The sequence below is a fragment of the Streptomyces sp. RPT161 genome (assembly GCF_027533845.1).
GTDB lineage: Bacteria > Actinomycetota > Actinomycetes > Streptomycetales > Streptomycetaceae > Streptantibioticus_A > Streptantibioticus_A silvisoli_A.
The window spans coordinates 1-273 of the sequence record NZ_JAPZVN010000131.1; the positions used below are offsets into that span (position 1 = coordinate 1).

Annotated in this window: 1 protein-coding gene; it reads left to right on the plus strand. The window is 65.2% G+C overall.

What is annotated here, in order from left to right:
* On the plus strand, positions 1-273 hold a 273-nt coding region (locus O5O46_RS35235; protein WP_269859765.1), incomplete at both ends, for a hypothetical protein.

Sequence of the window (273 nt, forward strand, 5' to 3'; positions counted from 1 at the left end):
TGTGCCGGTGTTGCGGCACCAGACGACCGACAGCACGCTCCGGCAGAACGACGCGGAAACGTTGTTGTCGGCGGTGGGGCGGTTGTATGCGCATGGTGTGGCCGTGGACTGGGCTGGGGTGTTTGCCGGTTGTGGTGCTGTGCGGGTGGGGTTGCCGACGTATGCGTTCCAGCGGCAGCGTTTTTGGCCTGAGGTGGTGCCGACTGTCTCGGATAGTGCTGGGGATCGGGTTGATCAGCGGTTCTGGGCGTCGGTGGAGCAGCGGGATGTGCG